This window comes from Streptomyces sp. NPDC023723, assembly GCF_040639815.1.
Classification (GTDB): domain Bacteria; phylum Actinomycetota; class Actinomycetes; order Streptomycetales; family Streptomycetaceae; genus Streptomyces.
Genome location: NZ_JBFAAP010000007.1, coordinates 180,342 through 205,074, shown reverse-complemented (window position 1 = coordinate 205,074; position 24,733 = coordinate 180,342). Strand labels below are relative to the sequence as shown.

The 24,733-nt window shown below is 69.8% G+C and carries 23 protein-coding genes, 1 tRNA gene and 1 pseudogene; 3 read left to right on the top strand and 22 right to left on the bottom strand.

Features of this window, described 5'->3' with window-relative positions; translation table 11 throughout:
- Nucleotides 1-10: 10 nt before the first annotated feature.
- The 17 genes from atpB to AB0G32_RS11410 form a co-directional block, all read right to left on the bottom strand.
- Nucleotides 11-832, bottom strand: coding sequence for a F0F1 ATP synthase subunit A (gene atpB, locus AB0G32_RS11490; protein WP_361161524.1), 822 nt, complete (start codon nucleotides 830-832; stop codon nucleotides 11-13).
- A 225-nt stretch (nucleotides 833-1,057) separates the two neighbouring features.
- Nucleotides 1,058-1,492 carry a hypothetical protein gene (locus AB0G32_RS11485; protein ID WP_361161522.1) on the bottom strand — a complete coding sequence of 145 codons (435 nt, stop codon included), beginning with the start codon at nucleotides 1,490-1,492 and terminating at the stop codon, nucleotides 1,058-1,060.
- 287 nt (nucleotides 1,493-1,779) lie between these two features.
- Complete coding sequence (locus AB0G32_RS11480; protein WP_361161520.1) at nucleotides 1,780-3,081, bottom strand: MraY family glycosyltransferase; 1,302 nt, start codon at nucleotides 3,079-3,081, stop codon at nucleotides 1,780-1,782.
- A gap of 132 nt (nucleotides 3,082-3,213) precedes the next feature.
- On the bottom strand, nucleotides 3,214-4,455 hold the full coding sequence (gene glyA, locus AB0G32_RS11475; protein WP_361161518.1) for a serine hydroxymethyltransferase: 1,242 nt from the start codon (nucleotides 4,453-4,455) through the stop codon (nucleotides 3,214-3,216).
- An 82-nt stretch (nucleotides 4,456-4,537) separates the two neighbouring features.
- Nucleotides 4,538-5,206: a protein-tyrosine-phosphatase gene (locus AB0G32_RS11470; protein WP_361161516.1), complete on the bottom strand. Its 669-nt coding sequence runs from the start codon at nucleotides 5,204-5,206 to the stop codon at nucleotides 4,538-4,540.
- Nucleotides 5,203-5,850 carry an L-threonylcarbamoyladenylate synthase gene (locus AB0G32_RS11465; protein WP_361161515.1) on the bottom strand — a complete coding sequence of 216 codons (648 nt, stop codon included), beginning with the start codon at nucleotides 5,848-5,850 and terminating at the stop codon, nucleotides 5,203-5,205. The genes AB0G32_RS11470 and AB0G32_RS11465 overlap by 4 nt, the downstream gene beginning before the upstream one ends.
- A 52-nt stretch (nucleotides 5,851-5,902) precedes the next feature.
- Nucleotides 5,903-6,748 carry a peptide chain release factor N(5)-glutamine methyltransferase gene (prmC, locus tag AB0G32_RS11460; protein ID WP_361161513.1) on the bottom strand — a complete coding sequence of 282 codons (846 nt, stop codon included), beginning with the start codon at nucleotides 6,746-6,748 and terminating at the stop codon, nucleotides 5,903-5,905.
- Between the two features lie 40 nt (nucleotides 6,749-6,788).
- Nucleotides 6,789-7,865, bottom strand: a complete 1,077-nt coding sequence (prfA, locus tag AB0G32_RS11455; RefSeq protein ID WP_361161511.1) for a peptide chain release factor 1 — start codon at nucleotides 7,863-7,865, stop codon at nucleotides 6,789-6,791.
- Between the two features lie 121 nt (nucleotides 7,866-7,986).
- Complete coding sequence (gene rpmE, locus AB0G32_RS11450) at nucleotides 7,987-8,211, bottom strand: 50S ribosomal protein L31 (protein WP_019326867.1); 225 nt, start codon at nucleotides 8,209-8,211, stop codon at nucleotides 7,987-7,989.
- A 194-nt stretch (nucleotides 8,212-8,405) separates the two neighbouring features.
- The gene (locus AB0G32_RS11445) at nucleotides 8,406-9,545 is read right to left on the bottom strand and encodes an LCP family protein (RefSeq protein ID WP_361161509.1); all 1,140 of its coding nucleotides are present in this window, start codon (nucleotides 9,543-9,545) and stop codon (nucleotides 8,406-8,408) included.
- 334 nt (nucleotides 9,546-9,879) lie between these two features.
- Nucleotides 9,880-11,940 carry a transcription termination factor Rho gene (rho, locus tag AB0G32_RS11440; protein ID WP_361161507.1) on the bottom strand — a complete coding sequence of 687 codons (2,061 nt, stop codon included), beginning with the start codon at nucleotides 11,938-11,940 and terminating at the stop codon, nucleotides 9,880-9,882.
- A gap of 408 nt (nucleotides 11,941-12,348) precedes the next feature.
- Entirely contained in the window at nucleotides 12,349-13,278 is a 930-nt protein-coding gene (gene thrB / locus AB0G32_RS11435; protein WP_361161506.1) for a homoserine kinase, read from the bottom strand.
- 399 nt (nucleotides 13,279-13,677) lie between these two features.
- Nucleotides 13,678-14,736 carry a threonine synthase gene (gene thrC / locus AB0G32_RS11430; RefSeq protein ID WP_361161504.1) on the bottom strand — a complete coding sequence of 353 codons (1,059 nt, stop codon included), beginning with the start codon at nucleotides 14,734-14,736 and terminating at the stop codon, nucleotides 13,678-13,680.
- Between the two features lie 6 nt (nucleotides 14,737-14,742).
- Nucleotides 14,743-16,032: a homoserine dehydrogenase gene (locus AB0G32_RS11425; protein WP_361161603.1), complete on the bottom strand. Its 1,290-nt coding sequence runs from the start codon at nucleotides 16,030-16,032 to the stop codon at nucleotides 14,743-14,745.
- A gap of 156 nt (nucleotides 16,033-16,188) precedes the next feature.
- Nucleotides 16,189-17,580, bottom strand: coding sequence for a diaminopimelate decarboxylase (gene lysA / locus AB0G32_RS11420; protein ID WP_361161502.1), 1,392 nt, complete (start codon nucleotides 17,578-17,580; stop codon nucleotides 16,189-16,191).
- Nucleotides 17,581-17,612: 32 nt separating this feature from the next.
- Nucleotides 17,613-18,704: an ArgS-related anticodon-binding protein NrtL gene (nrtL, locus tag AB0G32_RS11415; RefSeq protein WP_361161500.1), complete on the bottom strand. Its 1,092-nt coding sequence runs from the start codon at nucleotides 18,702-18,704 to the stop codon at nucleotides 17,613-17,615.
- A gap of 97 nt (nucleotides 18,705-18,801) precedes the next feature.
- Nucleotides 18,802-19,338, bottom strand: coding sequence for a response regulator (locus AB0G32_RS11410; RefSeq protein WP_361161498.1), 537 nt, complete (start codon nucleotides 19,336-19,338; stop codon nucleotides 18,802-18,804).
- A 94-nt stretch (nucleotides 19,339-19,432) separates the two neighbouring features.
- On the opposite strand from AB0G32_RS11410, the gene AB0G32_RS11405 reads away from it, so the two are divergent.
- Nucleotides 19,433-19,504, top strand: a tRNA-Arg gene (locus AB0G32_RS11405).
- A gap of 243 nt (nucleotides 19,505-19,747) precedes the next feature.
- On the opposite strand, the pseudogene AB0G32_RS11400 reads toward AB0G32_RS11405, so the two are convergent.
- From AB0G32_RS11400 to AB0G32_RS11385, 4 genes and pseudogenes are all read right to left on the bottom strand, one after another.
- Nucleotides 19,748-19,999: pseudogene (locus AB0G32_RS11400) on the bottom strand (site-specific integrase); the annotation flags it as partial.
- Between the two features lie 327 nt (nucleotides 20,000-20,326).
- A complete protein-coding gene (locus tag AB0G32_RS11395) occupies nucleotides 20,327-21,553 on the bottom strand; it encodes a DNA sulfur modification protein DndB (RefSeq protein ID WP_361161496.1) in 1,227 nt (408 codons plus the stop codon).
- A gap of 351 nt (nucleotides 21,554-21,904) precedes the next feature.
- Nucleotides 21,905-22,384, bottom strand: a complete 480-nt coding sequence (locus AB0G32_RS11390; RefSeq protein ID WP_361161494.1) for a hypothetical protein — start codon at nucleotides 22,382-22,384, stop codon at nucleotides 21,905-21,907.
- Nucleotides 22,385-22,395: 11 nt separating this feature from the next.
- Nucleotides 22,396-23,022, bottom strand: a complete 627-nt coding sequence (locus AB0G32_RS11385) for an ATP-binding protein (protein ID WP_361161492.1) — start codon at nucleotides 23,020-23,022, stop codon at nucleotides 22,396-22,398.
- A gap of 198 nt (nucleotides 23,023-23,220) precedes the next feature.
- Between AB0G32_RS11385 and AB0G32_RS11380 the strand changes: the two genes are divergently transcribed.
- Nucleotides 23,221-24,105: a helix-turn-helix transcriptional regulator gene (locus AB0G32_RS11380; RefSeq protein ID WP_361161491.1), complete on the top strand. Its 885-nt coding sequence runs from the start codon at nucleotides 23,221-23,223 to the stop codon at nucleotides 24,103-24,105.
- Entirely contained in the window at nucleotides 24,102-24,371 is a 270-nt protein-coding gene (locus tag AB0G32_RS11375; RefSeq protein WP_361161489.1) for a DUF397 domain-containing protein, read from the top strand. The genes AB0G32_RS11380 and AB0G32_RS11375 overlap by 4 nt, the downstream gene beginning before the upstream one ends.
- Here AB0G32_RS11375 and AB0G32_RS11370 read toward each other — a convergent pair.
- Nucleotides 24,302-24,682, bottom strand: coding sequence for a hypothetical protein (locus tag AB0G32_RS11370; protein ID WP_361161488.1), 381 nt, complete (start codon nucleotides 24,680-24,682; stop codon nucleotides 24,302-24,304). The two genes, AB0G32_RS11375 and AB0G32_RS11370, sit on opposite strands and share 70 nt — an antisense overlap.
- Between the last annotated feature and the right edge of the window lie 51 nt (nucleotides 24,683-24,733).

The following is a 24,733-nucleotide window of genomic DNA, read 5'->3' as shown; positions in this document are numbered from 1 at the left end:
GGCGGGGCGCTCAGTGGTGCTCGGCGAGCGCGCCCTGGATGTACGTGCACGTGAGGAGCACGAAGACGTACGCCTGAAGTGCCTGGATGAAAAGTTCGAAGGCCGTCATGACGATCGTCATGATGAAGCTGACGCCCGCGTAGGCGATGCCGACGCCGTTCAGCAGGTACCAGCTGGCGATCGTGAAGAGCAGCAGCAGGGTGTGGCCCGCGAACATGTTCGCGAAGAGACGCACGGCGTGCGTGAAGGGCCGCACCAGCAGGTTCGAGAAGAACTCGATCAGCATGGCCAGCGGCAGCACCGCGCCCAGGGACTTGTCGTAACCCGTGACGTTCTTGAAGAAGCCGACGAAGCCGTGCCGCTTGAAGGTCAGGGAGACCCACATGACGTACACGATCAGCGCGAGAACCGCGGGGTAGGCGATGATCGATGTCACCGGGAACTGCGCCACCGGGACGATCGACCAGAGGTTCATCATCCAGATGAAGAAGAAGAGGGAGACGACCAGCGGGACGTACTTCTCTCCTTCCTTCTTGCCGATGGTCTCGTAGACGACACCGCGGCGGATGAAGTCGTATCCGGTCTCGGCGACCATCTGGAGCTTGCCCGGGACAACCTTCGGCTTGCGGAAGGCGGCCCAGAAGAACCCGACGATGATGACCGAGCCGAGCAGCGCCAGCAGCATCGGCTTGTTGAAGTACAAGTTGCTGTCGTGGTCGCCCCACAGGGGCTCGAACAGGAACGAGTGCAGGCCGGGAGCCGGGAAGCCACAGCCGTCGAAGATGTGGCAGTCGGTCTCGAAGGCGAGCACCTGCGTCGGGTCAGCACTCACCGCGGGCTCCTTCAGCGTGGCGCATAGGTACGACAACCTCGTTGTGTCGGCGCGGCGCGGGGCCGCGGTTCGGCACGGGACTGGTGTTACGGATGTGGGGGCGGCTGTGGGGCATCTCGCCTCGCGAATGAGCAGGCGTCAGCTCGGATGCCCGCGCCCGCGATGCCGCAGTTGGCACCGGACGATAGCAGGAGTTCACGTGCCTCTTTATCCCGGCCCTACCCCTCACGACGGGCGGCCCGTCTTCTCGGGCTTGTCGGCCGTCGAGTCGGGCTCGACATAGAGGATCTTGGCCTTCATGTGGGCGCGCGTCTGGGCGGCGATCCACACGAGGGTGGCGACGAGCAAAGTGACCGCGAAGGCACGGGGGTTGAACAGAGTCGTGTGCTTGAACGCGGCGAGGAAGATGAACAGCAGAAGAATCTGCGCCGCGTAGAGCATCAGCCCCATCCCCTGGAAGAGATGCGGAAGCGTTTTGGCGACGCGTTGCAGGACGTACAGCCCGAGCCCCATGAACAGCATCACCAGCAACGTCGCGATGACAGCGCCGATCGCTCCCTTGCCGCCGGCCACGACGGCACTGACGACGGTGGCTACGACACCGACGGCAGCCGTGGGCACGGCGGCATGGAGCAGGATCCGGGCGTCATTGGACGGCATGGCGGCAACTCCGCTTTTCGCAGGGGGCAGGGTGTCGTCATGGACGAGCGTAGTCCCGGGCCGAGTGGGGTCCTCACAGCCAAGGGACCGGCGCAGTGCGGCCCTTCGGCTCTATCCGGGGGTTCTCGTGAACCGTATCACAAACTATTTGATGAGGTCTTTACCTGAGCGTGTGCTCGCTGTCACACATGAGAGTGACGGCGCGCGTTTGTGCAGTCACCGCGCCGACTTGTCTGGTAGTGGGGAACTTTGCTCCCCCACGAGTTGGCAATGCTCTAGTCAGATTCTTACCTTGGCAGCCGGGAGCGGGGGCCCACGGCCGTTGCGCCGTTGACGCCGGAGACTCCGGAGACGCCGGCCAGCACCCGGTCCTCGGGCTCGTCGTCCGCCGGCTCCGCACCGGCGGCCGGGGCACCGACCGCCCGTCGCCGGTAGCGGGGCGGCACGATGCGCTGCGCCCACAGCGGGGCGCGCGGTGTGAACCGCGGCAGCAGGAGCAGCAGCAGCCCGATCGCGCTGAGGAAGACCACCCCGAGCACGATCCACATCGACGCCGAGTTGACCGAGTAGGCCAGGGCGCCGAAGGCGATGAGCGCGGACCAGAAGTACATGATGAGGACGGCCCGGCTGTGGCTGTGCCCGACCTCCAGGAGCCGGTGGTGCAGGTGTCCCCGGTCGGCGGCGAACGGCGACTGCCCGCGCCAGGTGCGCCGCACGATCGCCAGGATCAGGTCGGCGGCCGGGATGGCGATGATGGTCAGCGGCATCAGCAGCGGGATGTAGACCGGCACCATCTGGTGCACGGTGTTGCGCTCGGACCCGGAGAACAGCTTCAGCGCGTCCGGGTCGACCTGCCCGGTCACCGAGATCGCGCCGGCCGCCAGCACCAGCCCGATCAGCATGGAGCCGGAGTCGCCCATGAAGATCCGCGCGGGGTGCATGTTGTGCGGCAGGAAGCCGATGCACATGCCCATCAGGATCGCCGCGAACAGGGTGGCCGGGGCGGCCGCCTCGATGCCGTACGAGTACCAGATCCGGTAGGCGTACATGAAGAACGCCGCCGCCGCGATGCACACCATGCCGGCCGCGAGCCCGTCCAGGCCGTCCACGAAGTTGACCGCGTTGATGGTGATGACCACGAGGGCGACGGTGAGCAGGGTGCCCTGCCACTGGGTGAGCGCCACGTTGCCGACGCCCGGGATGGGCAGCCACAGGATGGTCAGGCCCTGCACCACCATCACACCGGCGGCGATCATCTGGGCGCCCAGCTTGATCAGGGCGTCGATCTCGAACTTGTCGTCCAGGACGCCGATCAGCCAGATCACCGCGGCCCCGGAGAGCAGGGCGCGCGGCTCGTTGGAGGTCTCGAAGACCTCGTTGAGGTTGGTGAGGTGGTCGGCGACCAGCATGCCCGCGCACAGGCCGAAGAACATGGCGATACCGCCGAGCCGCGGGGTGGGTTCCCGGTGCACGTCCCGGGCCCGGATCTCCGGCATCGCCCCCGCCACGATCGCGAACTTCCGTACCGGCCCGGTCAGCAGATACGTCACCGCGGCCGTGATGCAGAGCGTCAGGAGGTATTCACGCACGGGCTTCCCCACAGGTCTCGCTGGCCATTCCAGGCCCACACCCTAGCGATGCGCGCATACGGGTGGGGACTTCCGGGTAGCGACGATGGTTGCACGTGTGGCTGTGCACTCGTGAGCGGCTACCCCGCTTCGTTACGGATACGGCGGGAATGCGGCGGCCAGCTCACTCGCCTCCGCACGCACCCGGGCCGCCCGCGTCCCGTCGGTTAGTGCCCTGGCCAGCAGCCCGGCGACGGTCCGCATCTCGCCCTCGCGCATGCCCTGCGTGGTCAGCGCGGCGGTGCCGAGCCGCAGGCCACGGGCGCCGGCGTGGGGAAGGGCACAGCAGTCCAGGACCATCCCGGCCGCCGCCAGCCGGGCCCGGGCGGTGCGGCCGTCGACGCCGAGCGGGGCCGGGTCGGCGGTGATCAGGTGGGTGTCCGTGCCGCCGGTGACGACCACCAGGCCCTCGGCGGCGAGCCGGCCGGCGAGCACCCGGGCGTTGGCGACGACCTGACGGGCGTACCCGGCGAAGGCGGGGGTGGCGGCCTCGCCGAAGGCGACCGCCTTGGCGGCGATGGTGTGCATCTGCGCACCGCCCTGGGTGAACGGGAAGACGGCCCGGTCGACCCGCTCGGCCAGTTCGCTCCCGCACAGCAGCAGGCCGCCGCGCGGACCGCGCAGCACCTTGTGGGTGGTGGCGCAGACGATGTCGGCGTACGGCACCGGACTGGGCGCCACGCCCCCGGCGACCAGCCCGATCGGGTGCGCGGCGTCCGCGATCAGACAGGCGCCCACCTCGTCGGCGATCTCCCGGAAGGCGGCGTAGTCGAGGTGGCGGGGGTAGGAGATCGAACCGCACACGATGGCCTTGGGCCGGTGGGCGCGGGCCAGGGCGCGCACCTGGCCGTGGTCGACGAGGCCGGTCTCCGGGTCCACCCCGTAGCCGACGAAGTCGAACCAGCGGCCGGAGAAGTTGGCCGGTGAGCCGTGGGTGAGGTGGCCGCCGTGCGGCAGGCCGAGGGCGAGCACGGTGTCGCCGGGGCGCAGCAGCGCCGCGTAGGCGGCCAGTACCGCCGAGGAGCCGGAGTGCGCCTGCACATTGGCGTGCGCGGCGCCGAACAGCGCCTTGGCGCGGTCCACGGCGAGCCGCTCGGCGAGGTCGACCAGCTCGCAGCCGCCGTGGTGCCGGGCGCCCGGGTAGCCCTCGGCGTACTTGTTGGCGAGCGGGGAGCCGAGGGCGGCCAGCACGGCGGGCGAGGTGAAGTTCTCGGCGGCGGTCAGCTGGAGCGTGGTGGCCTGCCGGCGGCGCTCGGCGAGCAGGATCTCGGCCAGCTCGGGGTCCTGCCGGGCGACGACGTCGGTTTCACTGCGGACGGTGGGGGTGACCGACATGGCGTGCTCCGGACGTGCTGCGAGGTGCTGGCTCAGTCCACAGTAGGCCCGGTGCGTCCGCTGCGCCCGGTGTGCGCGGTCGTCAGGTCCGGGCGGGTACTCCGGTGAGCGCCGTGACCACCGGATCGAGTGCCTGGTGTATCTCGTCGCCGATCGACCGGAAGAACGTCAGGGGCGCCCCGTAGGGGTCGTAGACCTCGTCCGCCTCGGCGGTGGGCGCCAGCAGCCAGCCGCGCAGTGCCGCCGCGGCCCGCACCAGGGCCCGGGCGCGGGTGACCAGGCCCTCGTCCAGGGAGGGCAGGGTGGCCGGGTCGATGGCGTTGACCAGCCGGGTGAACTCCTTCAGGGTGAAGGTGCGCAGCCCCGCGGAGTGGCCCATGGAGATGACCTGGGCGCGGTGGTCGCGGGTCGCGGTGAGCACCAGGTCGGCGCGGATGACGTGCTCGTCGAGCAGTTCGCGGCCGGTGAAGCCGGCGGCGTCCGCGCCGAAGTCGGCCAGCACGGCCTCCGCGTTGGCCTCCATCGGGGCGCCCTCGTGGCCCCAGGTGCCCGCGCTCTCCACGACGAGCCCGCCGCCCAGGATGCCGAGCCGCTCCCGCACGAGATGGCGGGTCAGCCGCTCGGTGATGGGTGAGCGGCACACGTTGCCGGTGCTGACGTGGAGGATGCGGAAGGTGTCGCGCGGCAGGCCGACGAAGGTCGTCGTCTGCTCATTCATACCGCCTATGCCACGCCCCTCAGGGGCCGTCAATTCGCCACCTCGAGGTCGGGTACGACCTTCCTCAGTTCCTCCGCCGACAGCGCGCCGGCCCGCAGCAGCCGCGGCACCTCACGGGTGACGTCGACGATGGAGGAGGGCACGTTGCCCGGGGTGGGGCCGCCGTCCAGGTAGACGGAGACGGAGTCGCCGAGCATGGCCTGCGCGGCGTCGCAGTCCTCGGGGGCGGGGTGGCCGGTGAGGTTGGCGGAGGAGACGGCCATCGGGCCGAACTCGGTGAGCAGCTCGATGGCGACCGGGTGCAGCGGCATCCGCACGGCGACGGTGCCCCGGGTGTCGCCGAGGTCCCACTGGAGGGACGGCTGGTGCTTGGCGACCAGGGTGAGGGCGCCCGGCCAGAAGGCGTCGACCAGTTCCCAGGCCAGCTCGGAGAAGTCGGTGACCAGGCCGTGCAGGGTGTTCGGGGAGCCGATCAGGACGGGGCTGGGCATGTTGCGGCCGCGGCCCTTGGCCTCCAGCAGGTCGCCGACGGCCTCGGAGGAGAACGCGTCGGCGCCGATGCCGTACACGGTGTCCGTCGGCAGCACCACCAGCTCGCCACGGCGGACCGCGGAAGCGGCCTCACGCAGACCCGTCACGCGGTCGGTCGCGTCATTGGTGTCGTATCGCCGTGCCATGTCTAGCGGTCCTCCTCGGACACGTACTGCGGGATCGGGATCGTCAGGGGGTTCACGGCAGCGCCTTGCGGGCGGTCGCGAACCGGGGACGGTTGTTGAGGTCGGGGTGGTCGGCCGCGTCGGCCCAGCCCCGTTCCTCGGTGAAGATCCAGGGCACCTGGCCGCCCTGGGTGTCGGCGTGCTCGACGACGACCACGCCGCCGGGCCGCAGCAGCCGGTGCGCGGTGCGCTCCAGGCCGCGGATCAGGTCGAGGCCGTCCTCGCCGGAGAACAGCGCCAGCTGCGGATCGTGGTCGCGGGCCTCGGGGGCGACGTACTCCCACTCGGTGAGCGGGATGTACGGCGGGTTGGAGACCACCAGGTCGACCTGGCCGTCGAGGTCCGGGAAGGCGGTCAGGGCGTCGCCCTGGCGCAGGTCGACCCGGGACCCCAGCATGTTCTTGCGGGTCCACACCAGGGCCTCCTCGCTCAGCTCCACGGCGTGCACCCGGGAGCGCGGCACCTCCTGGGCGAGGGCGAGCGCGATGGCGCCGGAGCCGGTGCACAGGTCGACGATGCAGGGCTCGACGACGTCCATGGCGCGGACCGCGTCTATGGCCCAGCCGACCACCGACTCGGTCTCCGGGCGGGGCACGAAGACGCCCGGCCCGACCTGGAGCTCCAGGTACCGGAAGTAGGCCCGGCCGGTGATGTGCTGGAGCGGCTCGCGGGCCTCGCGGCGGGCGATGACCTCCCAGTACCGGGCGTCGAAGTCCGCGTCCTTGACGGTGTGCAGCTCGCTCCGCTTGACGCCGTGCAGATACGCGGCGAGCTCCTCCGCGTCGGTGCGCGGCGAGGGCACGCCGGCGTCGGCCAGCCGCATGGTGGCCTGGGCCACCTCAGCGAGCAGCAGGTTCACGCTGGTCCTCCGAGCTGTCTGGGCGGGGCGGTACGCGGGTCTAGGCGGCGGCGAGCTTGGCGGCCGAGTCCGCGTCGACGCAGGCCTGGATCACCGCGTCGAGGTCGCCGTCCAGGACCTGGTCCAGGTTGTACGACTTGAAGCCGACGCGGTGGTCCGAGATGCGGTTCTCCGGGAAGTTGTACGTGCGGATCTTCTCGGAGCGGTCGACGGTGCGGACCTGGCTGCGGCGGGCGTCGGCGGCGTTCTTCTCCGCCTCCTCCTGGGCCGCGGCGAGCAGCCTGGAGCGCAGGATACGCATCGCCTGCTCCTTGTTCTGGAGCTGGCTCTTCTCGTTCTGGCAGGAGGCGACGACGCCGGTGGGCAGGTGGGTGATGCGCACCGCGGAGTCGGTGGTGTTGACGGACTGGCCGCCGGGCCCGGACGACCGGTACACGTCGATGCGCAGGTCGTTCGGGTTGATCTCGACGTCGATCTCCTCGGCCTCGGGGGTGACGAGCACACCGGCCGCGGAGGTGTGGATGCGTCCCTGGGACTCCGTCGCCGGGACGCGCTGCACGCGGTGCACGCCGCCCTCGTACTTCAGCCGCGCCCAGACGCCCTGCCCCGGCTCGGTGGCGCCCTGGCCGCCCTTGGTCTTCACGGCGACCTGGACGTCCTTGTAGCCGCCCAGCTCGGACTCGGTGGCGTCGATGATCTCGGTCTTCCAGCCGATCCGCTCGGCGTACCGCAGGTACATGCGCAGCAGGTCGCCGGCGAACAGGGCCGACTCGTCGCCGCCCGCGCCCGCCTTGATCTCGAGGATCACGTCCTTGTCGTCGCTGGGGTCGCGCGGGACGAGCAGCAGGCGCAGCTTCTCGGTCAGCTCCTCGCGGCTCTTCTCCAGCTCCTTGACCTCGGCGGCGAAGTCGGGGTCGGCGGCGGCGAACTCGCGCGCGGTCTCGACGTCGTCGCCGGTCTGCTTCCAGGAGCGGAACGTGGCGACGATCGGGGTCAGCTCGGCGTACCGCTTGTTCAGCTTGCGCGCGTTGGCCTGGTCGGAGTGGACCGACGGGTCGGCGAGCTTCTTCTCCAGGTCGGCGTGCTCGGCGACGAGTTCCTCGACGGCCTCGAACATCTTGGGCTCCTGCTACTGCGACGGCTGCTGCGGAATGGGGGGCGAAGGCGGGCGACCAAAAACGCCGGTCCCGGCGCGCCCTGGGAGGGGGCGCGGCCGTGGACCGGCGATCGGTGGCTCGCTACTTCTTGGAGCCGGCGGCAGCCTTGCCGAAGCGGGCCTCGAAGCGGGCCACGCGGCCACCGGTGTCGAGGATCTTCTGCTTGCCCGTGTAGAACGGGTGGCACTCGGAGCAGACCTCGGCCCGGATGGTGCCGGACTCGATGGTGCTACGGGTGGTGAACGAGGCGCCACAGGTGCAGCTGACCTGCGTCTCGACGTACTCGGGGTGGATGTCGCGCTTCAAGGTGTCTCCTAGGTTCGGGAGGGCGCCGGGTCGCCGCCGCGGGGTGCGGGGGCGTGAACCGGAGCCGACGTACCAGTCTGCCAGGACTGGGGCCATCCCCCAAAACCAGGGGCGGGGCTTCGGTATTCCCCGCGGGTCGGCGGGGTGGCTCGCGCCCGCGCGGCGGAGCTGCGAGCTGATACAGCCCGGCGCTTCTACGGGGCGCTTACCACGCCCTTGGCGCCACCTGCCGCCGTGCCCTCGGTCGCCGTCTTGGGAATGGTCTTGTCCGCCTTCAAGGCGTCCCAGACCTGCTTCGACTTGGTTTCCTCCACCAGGACGCGGTTGGCGTTGGCCGGGTCGTACTGGACCGGCATCGTGACCATGTTCATGTTGGCGGGGGTGATGCCCTTGAGGCCGCCGGCGAAGGAGACCAGCTTGTTCACCGAGCCGAGGTCGGAGTCGGTGGTCACCGTCTTGGTGGCGGTGTCGGCGAGGTCGACGAGCTTCTTCGGGTTGGTGAGGACGCCGATGTCCTTGACCCGGTTGACCAGCGCCTTGATGAACGCCTGCTGGAGCTGGATGCGGCCGAGGTCGGAGCCGTCGCCGACGCCGTGCCGGGTGCGGACCAGGCCGAGCGCCTGCTCGCCGTCCAGGGTGTGGGTGCCGGCCTTCAGGTCGAGGTGGCTGTCGGGGTCGGAGATGTCCTGCGTGGTGGTGATCTCGACGCCGCCCAGGTCGTCGATGAGCTGCTGGAAGCCGCTGAAGTCGACCTCCAGGTAGTGGTCCATGCGCAGGCCGCTCATCGACTCGACGGTCTTGACCGCGCAGGCGGCGCCGCCGGTGGAGTACGCGGAGTTGAACATCACGTCGCTGGCCGCGTCGTGGGTCTGGCCGTCGGTGTCGGTGCACTCGGGGCGTTCGACGAGGGTGTCGCGCGGGATGGAGACCACGCTGGCCTTCTTGTGGCCCTGGTAGACGTGCACGACCATCGCGGTGTCGGAGCGGGCGGTGCCGTCGTCGGTGCCGCCGCCGAGCTTGTCGTTGCCGTCTGCCCGGGTGTCGGAGCCGAGCACCAGGATGTTCTCGGAACCGTTGTCGGCCTTGGCCGGCCGGTCGGTGCCGAGCGCCTGGTCGATGTCGACGCTCTTCAGGTTGCCGTTCAGCTTGAAGTAGAGGTAGCCCGCGCCGGTGCCGCCCAGGACCACGATGCCGGCCGTCGTCCACGCGGCGACCAGCAGGCCCTTACGGCGTCTGCTGCGGGGCCTGCGGCGGCGGCCCTTGCCCCGGTGGCGTGGCCCGCTGGTGCCGGACTCCCCCGGTATGCCGGGTTCCGGTGTGCGCTCGGCGGACATGTGCTCCTCGGCTCTCGTACGGCGGCTGTACCCCCTGCTGTCGGTACCGGACATTCCTCACGGCACCATCGTCGCTCCGATCGGTCAGACGGAGAAACCGGGGACAGGGTTGCACGAGGTGCCGCGCGCGAGCCGTGCCCGTTCCGTGACCCCCCGTGTCCGGAGTTGTCCGGACACCCCCCGCTCACCTGCGCTTTCGCCGGTCCGCCGGGTCTCCTCAGCGTACGGACGGAAACCCTCCGTGTGGGGAAGGTCTCGCGCGCCCGGACATGCGTGCAGGCCGCTCCCCCGTACCCCGGGGGAGCGGCCTGCACGGCTGGACCGTCGGACGACGTCAGTCGCCGTTGCCCGGCGTCGGGGTCGTCTTCTGGATCTGGAGCAGGAACTCGGCGTTCGACTTGGTCTGCTTCATCTTGTCGAGGAGCAGCTCGATCGCCTGCTGGGAGTCGAGCGCGTGCAGCACCCGGCGCAGCTTCCAGACGATGGCCAGCTCGTCGCTGCCGAGCAGGATCTCCTCCTTGCGGGTGCCGGACGCGTCGACGTCCACCGCCGGGAAGATGCGCTTGTCGGCGAGCTTGCGGTCGAGCTTGAGCTCCATGTTGCCGGTGCCCTTGAACTCCTCGAAGATCACCTCGTCCATGCGGGACCCGGTGTCGACCAGCGCGGTGGCGAGGATGGTCAGCGAACCGCCGTCCTCGATGTTGCGCGCGGCGCCGAAGAAGCGCTTGGGCGGGTACAGCGCCGTCGAGTCGACACCACCGGAGAGGATGCGGCCGGACGCCGGGGCGGCGAGGTTGTACGCGCGGCCCAGGCGGGTGATCGAGTCGAGCAGCACGACCACGTCGTGCCCCAGCTCCACCAGGCGCTTGGCGCGCTCGATGGCCAGCTCGGCGACGGTGGTGTGGTCCTCGGCGGGACGGTCGAAGGTCGAGGAGATGACCTCGCCCTTGACCGACCGCTGCATGTCGGTGACCTCTTCCGGACGCTCGTCGACCAGGACGACCATCAGGTGGCACTCGGGGTTGTTGTGCGTGATCGCGTTGGCGACCGCCTGCATGATCATGGTCTTGCCGGTCTTCGGCGGGGCCACGATCAGACCGCGCTGGCCCTTGCCGATCGGCGACACCAGGTCGATGATCCGGGTGGTCAGCACGCCCGGGTCGGTCTCCAGGCGGAGCCGGTCCTGCGGGTACAGCGGCGTGAGCTTGTTGAACTCCGGCCGTCCGCGGCCGTGTTCGGGCGCCATGCCGTTGACCGAGTCGAGCCGGACCAGCGCGTTGAACTTCTCGCGCCGCTCGCCCTCCTTCGGCTGGCGGACCGCGCCGGTGATGTGGTCGCCCTTGCGCAGGCCGTTCTTGCGGACCTGGGCGAGGGAGACGTACACGTCGTTCGGACCGGGCAGGTAGCCCGAGGTGCGGATGAACGCGTAGTTGTCGAGGATGTCGAGGATGCCCGCGACCGGGATCAGCACGTCGTCGTCGGTGATCTGCGGCTCGGCGGCCATGCCCTCGTCGCGTCCGCGCCGGCCCCGGCGGTCGCGGTAGCGCCCGCGCCGGCCGCGCCGGCCGCCCGCGTCGTCGTCGTAGCCGTCGTCCTGGGGGCCGTTGTTGCGGTCCTGGCGGCCGCCGCCCTGCTGCTGGCGCTGCTGCTGGCCGCCGCCCTGGTTCTGCTGGTCGTCGCCCTTGCCCCGGCGGTCCCGGTCGCGGCCGCGGTCCCGGCGGTCGCGGCGGCGGCCCTCGCCGCCGTCGGCGTCGGACCGGCCGTCGCCCTGGTGCTGCTGGCCGCCCTGGTGCTGGTTCTGGTTCTGCTGGGACCGGTCGGCCGACTCGGTCTTCTGGTCACCGCGGGCCTCGTTGCGGGCCTCGGCGGCGACCGTCTCGGTCTGGGCCGCCGGGCTGCCGGCGTCGGCGGTGGCGCGGCGCCGGCCGCGGCCGGCCGGGGCCTCGTCGGCGGCGGGCTGCCCCGGGATCTCGATCTGCTGCTGGGCGGAGGCGGCCTTCTCGGCGGAGTCGGTGGCCTTGGCCGCCTTCTTCTCGGCCTTCTCGGTCTTGTCGACCTTGCCGGCCGCGGGGGCCTCGTCGCCGGTACGGGTCCGGGAGGTGGAGCGGCGCTTGGGCTTGGCCTCGGCGGTGCCGTCGGCGGCCTGGGCGGGGGCGCCGCCCTGGGCCTGCGCTTCCTTGATGACCTCGATCAGCTGGCTCTTGCGCATCCGCGCGGTGCCCCTGATGCCCAGGCCGGAGGCGACCTGCTGCAACTCGGCCAGCACCATGCCGTCGAGGCCGGTACCGCGGCGCCGCCGGGAGCCGGCACCGCTGGCAGGCGCGGAGGCGTCCGTGGCGGGCGCGGCAGCGGTCTCCTCGACACGTGCGCCCATCAGATCGGTGGTGTCGCTCACGAAGGGTCCTTCCCTGGAGCGGACGTCGGCCTGTCTGGCTCGGCGACCGGTTGTGCTGTCCGGCTTCGGTCCTTGCTGTGCGAACCGTGCCGGGGCGGTGGTCCGCCTAAGCGGCGGAAGAGATATCTGGTGATGGCGCTTCCCCTGGCCGTGGCACCCGGTGTCTGTGTCACGCGGCCTGGTCGCACCGGTTCCGGAGCGGTTCCGGACCGCTCAGTGTCGATGGACGCCGTACTGCCCGCGTACGGCGCTCACCGCACAAGGCGGTTTGGGGGGCTCCCGGAAGAATGTCTGTCCCGGACGGGGACACGAGGCACCTCGCCATGGTGGGGTCGGGTGCAGACTTGAGGTTAACACTACCGGATCCAACAAATATTCCCCCTCTCGAAATCCGGCAACCGTGCGCGTCTAAATGTCACCGGAGGCTGCCAGCGGGAGCACGCTCGCCCCCTGCTGATCGAGGCTCAGCCGGTTCGCGGCCCAGTCCTCGCCCGCCAGCGCCTCGACCTTGTCGGCGGCGGAGGCGTCGACCAGCGCCATGACCGTGGGTCCGGCGCCGGAGATCACCGCGGGGATGCCGTCCCCCCGCAGCCGCTCCACCAGCGCCGCGCTCTCCGGCATGGCCGGTGCGCGGTACTCCTGGTGCAGCCGGTCCTCGGTGGCCGGCAGCAGCAGCTCGGGGCGCCGGGTGAGGGCCTCGACGAGCAGCGCGGCACGGCCCGCGTTGGCGGCGGCGTCGACATGCGGGACGGAGCGCGGGAGCAGTCCGCGCGCCGTCTGGGTCAGTACCGGTTTACCCGGTACGAAAACCACCGGAACGATGGAATCGGCGGGTTCCATCCTGATCGCGCGGGCGGCGCCGCTCTCCAGCCAGGACAGGGTGAAACCGCCGAGCAGACAGGCCGCGACGTTGTCGGGGTGGCCCTCGATCTCGGTGGCGAGGTCGAGCAGCGCCGCGTCGTCGAGGCGGGCCTCGCCGCCTATGGTCACCGCGCGGGCGGCGACGATGCCGGCGCAGATGGCGGCGGAGGAGGAGCCGAGGCCGCGGCCGTGCGGGATGCGGTTGGCGCACACGATCTCCAGGCCGCGCGGCTGTCCGCCGAGCAGTTCGAAGGCGGTGCGCAGGGAGCGTACGAGCAGGTGTTTCTCGTCGCGCGGCAGCGTCTCGCTGCCCTCGCCCGCGATGTCGATGCCCAGTCCGGAGTCGGCCACCCGGACGACGACGTCGTCGTAGAGCCCCAGGGCCAGGCCGAGGGCGTCGAAGCCCGGGCCGAGGTTGGCGCTGGTGGCGGGGACGCGCACCCGGACGGCGGCGGCGCGGAAGGCGGGACCGGCCATCGCTCGTTGACTCTCCTTGAGCTGCGTGATGGTCGAACGACTGTCGAGGTCAGTGACTTCTTTCGATGACTTTCGATGACTTCGAGGCCGAATGACTTTCGATGAACATCCGATGACGTACGAGAACCCTGGGGCCGCCGCTCCCTGCCGAACGGGTGGCCGCGCCCCCGGCCGCTTCCGGCCGCGTTCCGGCCGCGGAGACGACGCGGCACCGCGGCATATGCGACGGGCGGGTTCAGTACAGCCTATCGAAGGTAGGTTCCGTGGCGACATAGGGCGCACAGGAGGCGCACGATGCGTGTCGCAAGCCCCCTGTGCAACCCCCCGCCTTACGGCTCCCGTACGGACACTTCCCCGGTGGGCGGTGCGTACACCCGCCGGGGAAGTGGGCGGGCCGGATCAGACCAGGCCGAGGCGCTCGGCCGCCGTCGCGGCGTCGACCGGCACGGTGACCGGCTGCGGCGCGCCGGCCACGGCCCAGTCGGGGTCCTTGAGCCCGTTGCCGGTGACGGTGCAGACGATGCGCTGCCCCGGGTCGACCTTGCCCTGCTCGGCGGCCTTCAGCAGACCGGCGACCGACGCGGCGGAGGCGGGCTCGACGAAGACGCCCTCCTGGGAGGCCAACAGCCGGTAGGCGCGCAGGATCTCACGGTCCGTCACCTCGTCGATGGCGCCGCCCGACTCGTCCCGCGCGGCGATCGCGTAGTCCCAGGAGGCGGGGTTGCCGATCCGGATGGCGGTGGCGATGGTCGAGGGGTCCTTGACCACCTCACCGCGCACGATGGGCGCGCTGCCGGACGCCTGGAACCCCCACATACGGGGCGTCCGCGCGCTGATCCCGTCGGCGGCGTACTCCTTGTACCCCTTCCAGTACGCGGTGATGTTGCCCGCGTTGCCGACCGGCAGGACGTGGATGTCGGGCGCGTCGCCGAGCATGTCGACGATCTCGAAGGCGGCCGTCTTCTGCCCCTCGATCCGCACCGGATTGACCGAATTGACCAGCGCGACAGGGTAGTTGTCGCTGAGCGCGCGGGCCAGCGTCAGGCAGTCGTCGAAGTTGCCGTCGACCTGGAGGATCTTGGCGCCGTGCACGAGCGCCTGCCCCATCTTGCCGAGCGCGATCTTGCCCTGCGGCACGAGCACGGCGGACACCATGCCCGCCCGTACCCCGTACGCGGCGGCGGAGGCCGACGTATTGCCGGTGGAAGCACAGATGACAGCCTGCGCCCCCTCCTCCTTGGCCTTGCTGATGGCCATGGTCATGCCGCGGTCCTTGAAGGACCCGGTGGGGTTCGCACCCTCCACCTTGAGGTGGACCTCGCAGCCCGTGCGCTCGGAGAGCACCTGCGCGGGCACGAGCGGCGTGCCGCCCTCGCGGAGCGTCACGACCGGCGTGCTGTCGGAGACGGGGAGCCGGTCCCGGTACTCCTCGATGATTCCGCGCCACTGGTGGGTCATTGCTGGTTACTCTCCTTCAACCCGCATGATGCTGGCGACACCCCGCACGGTGTCGAGCTTGCGCAACGCCTCGACGGTGCCGCCGAGGGCGGCGTCGGACGCGCGGTGGGTGACGACGACGAGAGAGGCCTCGCCGTCCTTCCCGGACTGCCGGACGGTGTCGATCGACACCCCGTGCTCGGCGAACACCGTGGCCACCTGGGCGAGCACACCCGGTTTGTCGGCGACGTCGAGACTGATGTGGTACCGCGTGGCGACCTCGCCCATCGGCGACACCGGCAGCGCGGCGTACGCGGACTCACCGGGCCCGCGCCCGCCGCCGAGCCGGTTGCGGCAGACCGCGACCAGGTCGCCGAGCACGGCGGACGCGGTCGGCGCGCCGCCCGCCCCGGGCCCGTAGAACATGAGCTGCCCGGCCGCGTCGGACTCCACGAAAACGGCGTTGTACGCACCACGCACACCCGCCAGCGGATGGCTCAGCGGAATCATCGCGGGATGCACGCGAGCCGTGACCGACCCGCCGTCCACCGCCCGCTCACAAATCGCGAGCAGCTTGATGGTGCAGCCCATCTCCTTGGCGGAGGCGAAGTCGGCGGCGGTGACCTCGGTCATGCCCTCGCGGTGCACGTCGTCGAGGCGTACTCGGCTGTGGAAGGCAATCCCGGCGAGGATGGCGGCCTTGGCCGCGGCGTCGAACCCCTCGACATCGGCGGTCGGGTCGGCCTCGGCGTACCCGAGCGCGGTGGCCTCGTCGAGCGCCTCCTGGTACCCGGCCCCGGTCGAGTCCATCTTGTCGAGGATGAAGTTCGTCGTCCCGTTGACGATGCCGAGCACCCGGTTCACCTTGTCCCCGGCGAGGGACTCGCGCAGCGGCCGCAGCAGCGGGATGGCGCCGGCGACGGCGGCCTCGTAGTAGAGGTCCTTCTCGTTCGCGGCCGCGGCGGCGTGCAGCGCGGTGCCGTCCTGGGCGATGAGCGCCTTGTTGGCGGAGACCACGGAGGCGCCGTGCTCGAAGGCGGCGGTGATGAGCGTCCGGGCGGGCTCGATCCCGCCGATGACCTCCACCACGACGTCGATGTCGCCCCGCTTGACCAGCGCGGTCGCGTCGGTGGTGACGAGGGCGGGGTCGATGCCGGCCCGCACCCGGTCGGGCCGCCGTACCGCGACACCCGCCAGCTCCAGCGGCGCGCCGATCCGGGCGGCGAGGTCGTCGGCGTGCGTCGTCATGATGCGCGCCACCTCTGAGCCGACCACTCCACAGCCCAGCAGCGCCATCTTCAGCGGACGCGTACGCATCATCCGACCTCGTTTCCTCATACCGTATGCGGTGGAACCAGTCTCACTCACCGGACGGGAGTTTCTGCCCTTCGTCCGGATCGTGAGACATTTATTTCATTTGTGGGGGCCGGTCGGCGTGAAGATCTCCGGCCCCCTTTCATTTCGCCGGGCCGCTCAGCCGACGTCGAGGCGGAGCAGGTCCTCCTCGGTCTCCCGCCGCACGATGACCCGCGCCTCGCCGTCCCGGACGGCGACCACGGGCGGCCGCAGCACGTGGTTGTAGTTGCTGGCCATGGACCGGCAGTACGCGCCGGTCGCCGGTACGGCGATCAGGTCACCGGGTGCCAGGTCGCCCGGCAGGAAGGCGTCCTTGACCACGATGTCCCCGCTCTCGCAGTGCTTGCCGACGACCCGGGCCAGCATCGGCTCGGCGGCGGAGGCGCGGGAGACCAGGGCGACGCTGTATTCGGCGTCGTAGAGCGCGGTACGGATGTTGTCCGACATGCCGCCGTCGACGGAGACGTAGGTGCGCAGGCCGTCGAGGGGCTTGACGGTGCCGACCTCGTAGAGCGTGAAGGCGGTGGGCCCGACGATGGCCCGGCCGGGCTCGACGGAGATACGGGGAGTGCGGAGGCTGGCGGTGTCGCACTCGCGGGTGACGATCTCCGTCAGGGCCTTGGCGATCTCGTGCGGCTCGCGCGGGTCGTCGTCACTGGTGTAGGCGATCCCGAGGCCGCCCCCGAGATCGATCTCGGGCAGCTCCACGCCATGCTCGTCCCGGATGTCCTTCAGCAGCCCGACCACCCGATGGGCGGCGACCTCGAACCCGGACATGTCGAAGATCTGCGACCCGATGTGCGAGTGGATCCCGATCACCTCCAGCCCGTCGAGCTGCAACGCCCGCCGCACGGCCTCCGCCGCCTGCCCGCCGGCCAGCGGAATCCCGAACTTCTGGTCCTCGTGCGCGGTGGCGATGAACTCGTGGGTGTGCGCCTCGACCCCGACGGTGATCCGGATCTGCACCCGCTGACGCCTGCCCAGCTCCTGGGCGATGTGGGCGACCCGCACGATCTCCTGGAAGGAGTCGAGCACGATCCGCCCGACGCCGGCCTCGACGGCCCGGCGGATCTCGCTCGTCGACTTGTTGTTGCCGTGGAAGGCGATGCGGTCGGCGGGCATCCCGGCGGAGAGCGCGGTGGCCAGCTCTCCCCCGGAGCAGACGTCGAGGTTGAGCCCTTCCTCGTGCAGCCAGCGCACGACGGCCCGGGACAGGAACGCCTTCCCGGCGTAGAACACGTCGGCGTCCGTGCCGAAGGCGCCGCGCCAGGCCCGCGCCCGGGCCCGGAAATCGGCCTCGTCCAGGATGTAGGCGGGGGTGCCGTGCTGCTCGGCGAGCGTCTTGACGTCGAGGCCGCCGACGGTGACGACGCCGTCCTGGTTCCGGCCCACCGTATGGGCCCAGACCTTGGCGTCCAGGTCGTTGAGGTCGGTCGGCGGAGCGGAGTAGTGCCCCTCGGGGAGGACGTCCGCGTGACGGGGTCCGGCGGGGTGTGCGGAGCGGCTCATGATTCTGGTGACTCTCTCGGATATCTCGGTGGTCAGAGGTGGTCGGGTGCGTCGATGCCGAGCAGGCACAGGCCGCCGGCCAGCACCGCCCCGGCGGCTTCGGCGAGCGCGAGCCGGGCACGGTGGGCGGCCGAGGGTTTCTCGTCCCCGAGCGGGAGTACGGCGGGGAGCAGCGACAGCGCGGCATCGGCGACGGCGACCAGGTGCCGGGCGAGCCGGTCGGGGGCGTGCTCGCGGGCGGCGGCGGCGAGGAGGCGGGGGTGGTCGGCGAGGAGGGCTGTCAGCGGTCCGGTAGCTGCGCTTGCGCTGCTGCCGGGCTCGGGGGCGAAACCGAGCTCGGCGGCGTTGCGGAGGAGGGCGCGGGTACGGGCGTGGGCGTACCGGACCCGGAAGAGGGGGTTGCTCTCACGCTGGACGAGGTGCTCGCCGGTACCGGTGCGGGGCCGGTCGTGGGGGGCCGGGTGCAGCAGGGCCCAACGCCCGGCGTCGCGCCCTAGGGCGAGGGCGGCGACGGGGTTGGGGGCGGGGGTGGGGCGGATGGTGACGGGGACGGGGCGGATGGTGACGCCGGGAGCCGCGGGTTCACCGATGACATCGACGCGGACCCCGAGCTCCGCCGCCCATTCCTCCGGCGGCGGGGCCGCACAGCTGGTGCGTACGAGTATGCCCTGGGCGCGCAGCAGTCGGGCGACGCTGTCCGTGACGACGAGGGCGCGGAGTTCGCGGGGGCAGTGCAGGTGGACGACGGCGGCCGGGCGATGACTGGGGCCGTCGGGGCGGTCGATGTGCCCGTAGCGGGGCCCGCGCCGCAGCACTTCCGCGACGAGCGCGCCGGGGGCGGCGGCGTGGAGGGCGAGATTGAGGAACCCGGGCCCGGTGACGACGACGTCGGAGATCCCGTCCACGCCGAGGAGATAGGACCGCAGCGTGTCGGCGACCTCCCGGGGTGGCCGCTTGGCCGGCCGGGCGAGCTGGAGGGCGAGGTTGCTGGCGTAGTCCCCGCATCCCCCGGGCCCCGGCGGCGCGACCACGACGCGCTCCGGAACGGTCACGGTGAGCTTCCCGTCGTCGACAGCGCGACGCACCGCGTGCAGCAGGGTGCGGGAGAGCTCGACGGGGGTCACGGGACCAGCGTATGGGAGGAGGGGGGCGGGTGGGCGAACCGGTTTCCGGGTCGTTCCGGGATGTGGACGCAACCCCGTCCACGTCGCCTCGCGGCGGCTACCCGGCCTGCTCGGCGCGGCTCTCGACGTCCCGGTAGCCGGCCGCCGCGCTCCCCTCGCCCGCCCTGCGCTCGGCGAGCCTGCGCACCAGGCCGACGAGCTCGGCCGGCTCGAACGGCTTGGAGAGGAAGGCGTCGACGCCGACCCCGAGCCCGGCGTCGACCTCGTACTGACCGCACGCGCTGATGATGGCGAGGGGAAGATCCCGGGTCCGCGGATCGGCACGCAGCCGCCCGGCGGTCCGGATCCCGTCAAGCCGCGGCATGACAACGTCGAGCGTCACGACATCGGGCCGCACCTGATGAACGACTTCCAGACACTCGGCACCATCGGCCGCGGTCACGACCTCGAAGCCCTCCAGCTCGAGGTTGACCCTGATCAACTGCCGGATGACCTTGTTGTCGTCCACAACAAGCACCCGGCGCGACGCCCCTGGCACACCTCGAGAGTAGGTCGACGTCGGCCATCGCGTCCGGGTTTTCCCTACTTCTGCCCTGCGCGGGGGACTCGGGGCCCGCCCCGGACCACCGGGCACCTACGGCGACCCGCGGAAACCCGTTCATGACCACCCCGAGCGAGCTGGTAGTGTTCTACCCGTCGCCGCGAGCAAGCAACACCGCGACTGACACGCCCCCGTAGCTCAGGGGATAGAGCAACGGCCTCCGGAGCCGTGTGCGCAGGTTCGAATCCTGCCGGGGGCACTTCGCAGGAAGTGCCTAAAGACCCCGCCACCAGCGAGTTCGCTGGAGTCGGGGTCTTCGCGTATGTGCAGGCGGGTGCCGCCGAAAGCAGCCGTTTGCCAGTGATCACGTAACGACGACGTAATGATCTTGGGCGTGGTTCGCACAGGGTGGGACGCCGTTTCGGGACTGCCCGCGCGGACACGAAGAAGACCCCGGAGCGCGACACCGCCCCAGGGCCTCCGAGCGAGGCGTGTACGCCTCTCACGGCATGCCGTCACCCTCCCCCAGCCCTTGCATGATCCGGTCGTTCATCTCCGCCTCCTGGCCGTCGATGCACTTGGCGTAGATCTTGAGAAGCACGTCCACCGAGTGCCCGGCCCAAACTGCCACCTCCGGTGCGGGGACGCCGGAGTTGAGCCACTGGGACACTCCGGCGTGCCTGAGGTCGTAGGGACGGGCCGTCATGACTGAGGTGACCTGATGCGGCAGGAGGGCCAGTTCCCGCGCTTGCTTCCTCGGTTGCGGTCGGCCGAGCCGACGTAAGAGACGACCGTCAGGAGTTCAGCCCCGACTCAATATCGAAAGCCTCGCCCTTAACCATCGCCGCTCACAGGTCAGAACGGCGGCTATCCGCGAGGGTAATGGCGGCAGCACCCGCACATCGGTGGAGAGCATCGGTTCCTGAGCCCCAGAAGGGCGCTCGCTTCCGCGGGCGCCCTTCGAGTTGTTGCGGTAGGTCACGCAGCCTCCTCCCGGGAAGGCACACAGGCGCCGATCGCTCGCCCGCTCGTAGCCGCCCACGTAGGTGAGCAACTCGCAAGCCTGCCGGGGATTGCGAAGCTAGAACCGCCCTCGGATCTGCTTGCCAGTGTCGCTCTCCGGATGGTTCAGCGCGTCGTAGACCTTGTGGCCGGAGTCACGGGCACCGCCAGCCCAAGAGACGGCACCCCGGTCGGTTACCTTGGCCGCGATGCCGCCCCAGTACTTCGCCTCACGCTCCCACTCGATTCCTTCCAACAAGCGCTCCAAGGTCATGTCCTCGGGCAAAGGATCAGTGCTCCAGGACATGGTGCGATTCATGGTCGCGCCAAGGCCAGCCACGACGGCGGGAGCGGTGATAGCAGTCTTGGCGTGAAATAGCGTGGCGTTCTCCTCGAGGAAAGCGCCCACCGTCTCCATGACCTCGCGCTGGACGACGGCCTTCTCCGGACGGTCACCGCTCTCGTTGGCGGGAATGTCCTCATACTCGATGCCGGTCGACGCGGCGTGGATACCGGCCTTACCGAGCATTGCCGTAGCGACGAGGGTCCGCAGGACCGACATCGTCATCCATTCCACCGCCTTGTCCGACACCTGACGCTTGCCAGTGAGGATCAGACTGGACAGAGGAACCGTGGTCTCACCGGCCGGCACCTTCAGCGACTCCATCAGCTTGCGCGTCACGGTGGTGCCAAAGTCGCGGCCATCCATGGACATGGCCAAGGACTTGTCGACCGGAACACCTTTCAGATTACGGTCGTGGAAGATCTGGCGGGCGGCCATGACGCTGATGCCGTGAAAGATCTCGAACGACAGCGGGATGGCGCCGAAGTCACAATCCTCCAGGTCATACGCGGCCGGGTTTTTCTTGATCCGGTGCCAGGCAGTGACCTGAGTCTCGCTGTCGAGGGCGTAGAGGCCGTCCTTGATCGGCAGGGCCGACGAGCCGTCCTCGGCGATGACCAGTGGGCGAGGCGACCACAGGGTGATCTGCGGCAGCGACCAATGCTCATCAAGATCCCCGCGGAGACCAGCCGCGATGTAGTCGGCGTACTCACCGACGTTCTTAGCTTTCTTGCTGCTCGCAGTACCCAGGAGCCGCTGAATCTCGGCGCGCGTGCGAGCGTACTCGCTGATCGGCTGTCCGGCCTTCTGGGCACGCTTGGCGGCGTCCTCGACCTCCTGCGGGTCGTTGACGATGGCCAGCAGGTTTTCGCAGTCGATGACGCCGTTCGCCATGACCCCCTTGCGAATCTCCCGGAGATCGGCGGGCAGGCCGGTGGTTACCGGCTTCAAAGACGTGGGCATGGTCAGGATTCCCCCCTGTTAGGACGCCGACGTTCTGACGCGTCGTCACTTGAGGGGACGCTATCGGACGCTTCGCCGACAGGTCAACTGAGGCGGCGAGGATACTCAAAATCAAACACCTCAGTGGGCAATTTTCATCTGCGGTGTAAGCGAAACCTGCCCATACGAAGCTGCGGTTAGCTCATTTTCAAAATCTTCGTGTCCGCGGTAGCGAAGGGGATGCCGCCGGGCAACCTTTGATCGGATCAGGCCACAACGTCCGTGCGTGCACAGCTGAAAACACGGCGAATGCTTTCGTCCCCGCTGTCGGGCATGCTCTGGTCAGTGCGCAGCGGTGGAGCAGCCTCGCCATCACTGTTCTGTCGAGCCTGACGTTGCCTGCCGGGCGAGGAATTCCTCGAACGCCGCCTTCTGCTTGGGGTCCATGAAGCCTTGGCGGACATTGCGGGACTCTTCCTCAAGCCAGTGCGCCTCGCCAGGATTCAGTAGTTCGGCGACCACCACGCCTTGGCGAACGACCGCCGTGCGCCCTCCCACTCGGCGACGGAAGAGTGTGAATGGGCCGAATCTCGCCGGGTGGGACAGTTCCGGCTCCTCCGTAACAGCCCGGTTCTCGTTCTCGGCGTCGCGCATCGGGTAGGCGGTCGGTGCCCAGTGTTCCCAGAGCGCCAACGTGGCCGCGGGCACCAGCACCGCGCGCTCCGCTTCTTCGCCCCCCTCCCACATGAACGTGACAGCGACAGGCTCGCCTACCGCCTCGGCCAGACCGAGCACTCTTTCCATTTCATCGTTGATCGGGTAGGCCGCCACAACGTCGATCTGTATGCCCATGGCGCCTGAGGCTACTGGTCGTTGCCGGACCTTTGCCGTACGGCCAGGGGTTCCGTCGCGCGGACGCGCAGGGGCGGGGCCTCGTCCAGGGTCAGGACCACGGTGGGGTCGGTCGCGCCGTGGTGTTCGCTTCGTACGTTGATCACCGTGTGCCACTCGCCCCATGATTTCACTGTCTGGCCGGGCCGTACTGCGGCTGCCGCGACCTCCTTTGTGACGGGGGCGGTGATGATGTCCGGGGCCTTCAGTTCGGCCCATACCGTCTTGCCGATTCCGGTCGCCCGTTCCTCGACGCCCCAGCGGTGGGACAGTGCCTCCACCAGGAGCAGACCTCGGCCGCCGGTTTCGTCGTCGTCGGGGGTGCGTACTTCGGGCCGGCCGGGGCCTGCGTCGCTGACCTCCAGCCGCAGGAGTCCGTCCAGTGGCGATCGTGCGATGCGGATGCCTACCTGGCGGTCGCTCGGTACGGGGACCCGTAGGGCGTTCGTCACCAGTTCGGAGAGGATCAACTCCGCGGAGTCCACGGTGTCTTCGTTCAGGCCCCAGTTGCCGAGTACCGCGTGCACCAGCGCCCTGGCTCTCGGCACGCTGCGGCGGCTGCGGGACAGCCGGAAGGTGACTTCGTTCTGCGCTGACATCGCTGCCCCCAGAGGGTCGACATGCGGGCGGAGTCCCACAGAGGTGGCCAGTTGGCCGTGGGACGCCGGTGTCCATGTCCGGCAGAATGACTGCGTATCGAGTGAAACTGCAACGTTGCCGACTAAGGTAGTGGCGAATTTCCACCTTTCGAGTTAAGCGCCGCTTGCTGCGTCCACGTCTCTGCTAAAGGTGTCGGCATGCTTACCAAGAGCACCACCCCGAATCCGTCGACCGTGCTGGGGCGCCAACTCGGAGATGAGCTGCGTCGGTTGCGAGAGGCTGCCAGGCTGACGACCACGCAGGCGGCCGAGGCTCTGGACTGCACGAAAGGGAAGATCAGCCGCATTGAGAACGGCCGAGTGGCGGTCCGGCTTCCGGACCTGACCGCGATGCTGCATGCCTATGGCGCCGCGGACGCTGAGCTTGTCGCGCGGCTGGGCGCGCTGGCTCGTAAGGCCAACCGGCGGCGCAGGCAGGGGTGGTGGAATCAGTACGGGGCCGTGCTCGCGGACACGTACCGCGACTACATCGCTCTGGAGGCCATGGCAGGGGAGATCCGTACCTTTCAGGCGCAGCTCGTTCCCGGTCTGCTTCAGATTCCGGAGTACGTCCGTGCCGTGACGGTGGCCTCGCGGCAGTGGCAGACGGCTGATGAGATCGAGAAGTTCGTGCAGGTGCGACTTGCTCGGCAGGAACGGCTCGCCGGTGACTCGCCCCTGCGTCTTTGGGCTGTGCTGTCCGAGGCCGTGCTTCTCCAGCAGGTCGGCGGAGCGGCGGTCATGCGCGCGCAGTTGGAAAGCCTGCTGGCTGTCTCCGAGCGGGACAACGTGACCGTCCAGGTGCTGCCGTTCTCGCGCGGGGCGCACGCGAGTATGTTCGGCCCGTACGTAGTACTGGGTTTCCCGGAGGAGGCAGCGCTCGATGTGGTGCTGGCGGACAACCCGACCGGCTCCATCTGGTTGGAGCGGGAGGCGGAAGTCGCCCGCTATCAGGACCTGTTCGATGCCGCTCGTACGTCCGCGCTCTCTCCGCTGGAATCCCGCGCCGTCATTCGACGCAGGGCCGAGGAGCACCGAGCATGAATCGCATACGCCACAGCACGCCGGACCTGTCGGGGGCCGAGTGGCGCAGCAGTAGTTTCAGCGGCGGCAACAACGAGTGCGTCGAGGTCGCCGACAACCTCCCCGCCCTCGTTCCCGTCCGGGACAGCAAGCGGGGCGGCGGTCCCGTGCTGGTGTTCGGGAATGCGGCGTGGGCCGCCTTTGTCGGGGAGGTGCGTCAGTGGCAGGGGGTGCCGTCGTCCTCGCGCCAGGTCAGGTCGGTGACGGTCATCGGCATGGTGAAGTAGCTGCCCGAGACGGCGTTGACGCAGGTCGTGTAGGTGGGGCCCTGGCCGGCGTCGGCCGTGATGACGTACGTCATCGTCATGTCCTGGGACGTGTTGTTGTAGAAGATGTGGCCGGGGGCGCTGCCGGACCACTCGGTCTCGGTTGCCAGGGACGGGGTCATGTCCGTGTCGCCGTACCAGTACTCGGGCCAGACGCAGAAGCTGCCCACCGGGCAGTTGCCGGAGGACCACGCCGAGGCGGTGGGGGCGGCTGCCATGACGCCGAGGAAGGCCGCGGGCACGGCGGCGAGGGCGAGGGCCTTTAAGCGCATGAGGGCTCCAGGTGTGTGGGGTCGCCTCACGCTAAGGTGCGGATCTTGAAG

Coding starts and splice junctions, on each gene's coding strand:
- lysA (WP_361161502.1), bottom strand. CDS start 17,580: ATGAGCCGCTCCGCACACCCCGCCGGACCCCGTCACGCGGACGTCCTC.
- AB0G32_RS11445 (WP_361161509.1), bottom strand. CDS start 9,545: ATGTCCGCCGAGCGCACACCGGAACCCGGCATACCGGGGGAGTCCGGC.
- AB0G32_RS11385 (WP_361161492.1), bottom strand. CDS start 23,022: ATGTCAGCGCAGAACGAAGTCACCTTCCGGCTGTCCCGCAGCCGCCGC.
- glyA (WP_361161518.1), bottom strand. CDS start 4,455: ATGTCGGTCACCCCCACCGTCCGCAGTGAAACCGACGTCGTCGCCCGG.
- AB0G32_RS11390 (WP_361161494.1), bottom strand. CDS start 22,384: ATGGGCATACAGATCGACGTTGTGGCGGCCTACCCGATCAACGATGAA.
- thrB (WP_361161506.1), bottom strand. CDS start 13,278: ATGGCCGGTCCCGCCTTCCGCGCCGCCGCCGTCCGGGTGCGCGTCCCC.
- AB0G32_RS11395 (WP_361161496.1), bottom strand. CDS start 21,553: ATGCCCACGTCTTTGAAGCCGGTAACCACCGGCCTGCCCGCCGATCTC.
- AB0G32_RS11425 (WP_361161603.1), bottom strand. CDS start 16,032: ATGCGTACGCGTCCGCTGAAGATGGCGCTGCTGGGCTGTGGAGTGGTC.
- AB0G32_RS11380 (WP_361161491.1), top strand. CDS start 23,221: ATGCTTACCAAGAGCACCACCCCGAATCCGTCGACCGTGCTGGGGCGC.
- AB0G32_RS11465 (WP_361161515.1), bottom strand. CDS start 5,850: ATGGCACGGCGATACGACACCAATGACGCGACCGACCGCGTGACGGGT.
- prfA (WP_361161511.1), bottom strand. CDS start 7,865: ATGTTCGAGGCCGTCGAGGAACTCGTCGCCGAGCACGCCGACCTGGAG.
- AB0G32_RS11370 (WP_361161488.1), bottom strand. CDS start 24,682: ATGCGCTTAAAGGCCCTCGCCCTCGCCGCCGTGCCCGCGGCCTTCCTC.
- AB0G32_RS11375 (WP_361161489.1), top strand. CDS start 24,102: ATGAATCGCATACGCCACAGCACGCCGGACCTGTCGGGGGCCGAGTGG.
- thrC (WP_361161504.1), bottom strand. CDS start 14,736: ATGACCCACCAGTGGCGCGGAATCATCGAGGAGTACCGGGACCGGCTC.
- AB0G32_RS11485 (WP_361161522.1), bottom strand. CDS start 1,492: ATGCCGTCCAATGACGCCCGGATCCTGCTCCATGCCGCCGTGCCCACG.